The 605-nt window shown below is 61.0% G+C and carries 1 pseudogene; it reads left to right on the plus strand.

The annotated features are described in order from the left end of the window. Nucleotides 1–112: 112 nt before the first annotated feature. Nucleotides 113–605 (plus strand): annotated as a pseudogene (locus NW818_RS13485) (hypothetical protein); the annotation flags it as partial.

The following is a 605-nucleotide window of genomic DNA, read 5'->3' on the forward strand; positions in this document are numbered from 1 at the left end:
CAGTGTTCAGCGTAAATGTATCAGCTGCTAGGATACAGTAGTTGCTTCCCTTCGGGGGAGTGAAATTGAAAGCCGTCTTGCCTTGGCAGCTGAGGGGAGCGCTCGAAGAACTATGGGTTTTTCTGAGTTTGAGGATCAAGATCCCATTGCAGCAGCGGAACGGACTGCTGCCCCCGATCCCAGCCGCCATTCCCCGGATTCTGCCGGTGAGGAAGCCGCGATCTCCTCGGTTGCAAACTCTGGTGAAGGAAGGGAGCGGCAAAGTCGTCGTTCTCCACCCCCTTTGCCGGAAGAGGGCTCAACCTTTGTGGGCGCAGAGGATTGGCTGGACGTTCGCGGTAGCGGGACGGAGTCCTTGGAGAATGAGCGGGATAGCTACAGGGAGTCCGCGCAAGGGGCCACTTCTCGCCCTTCCAACCGCTCCCCCCAGACTGGCCGAGACGAGGGGTCTCGTGTTGACAGCGAAAAGGGGGGGCAGAAAGCCGCTGCAGGAGGAGCCGGTGAGCGCCCTGGGCAAGCGCTAGTTCCCCGCCGTTCTGTCTCCAGCAACCGCGGCTACGACGGATCCGCTCGTTCCTCTGCCTTTCGCGGTAGCGGGACGGAGT

It is taken from the genome of Synechococcus sp. R6-5, from assembly GCF_047461775.1.
In the GTDB taxonomy this organism is placed as follows: Bacteria; Cyanobacteriota; Cyanobacteriia; order Thermostichales; family Thermostichaceae; genus Thermostichus.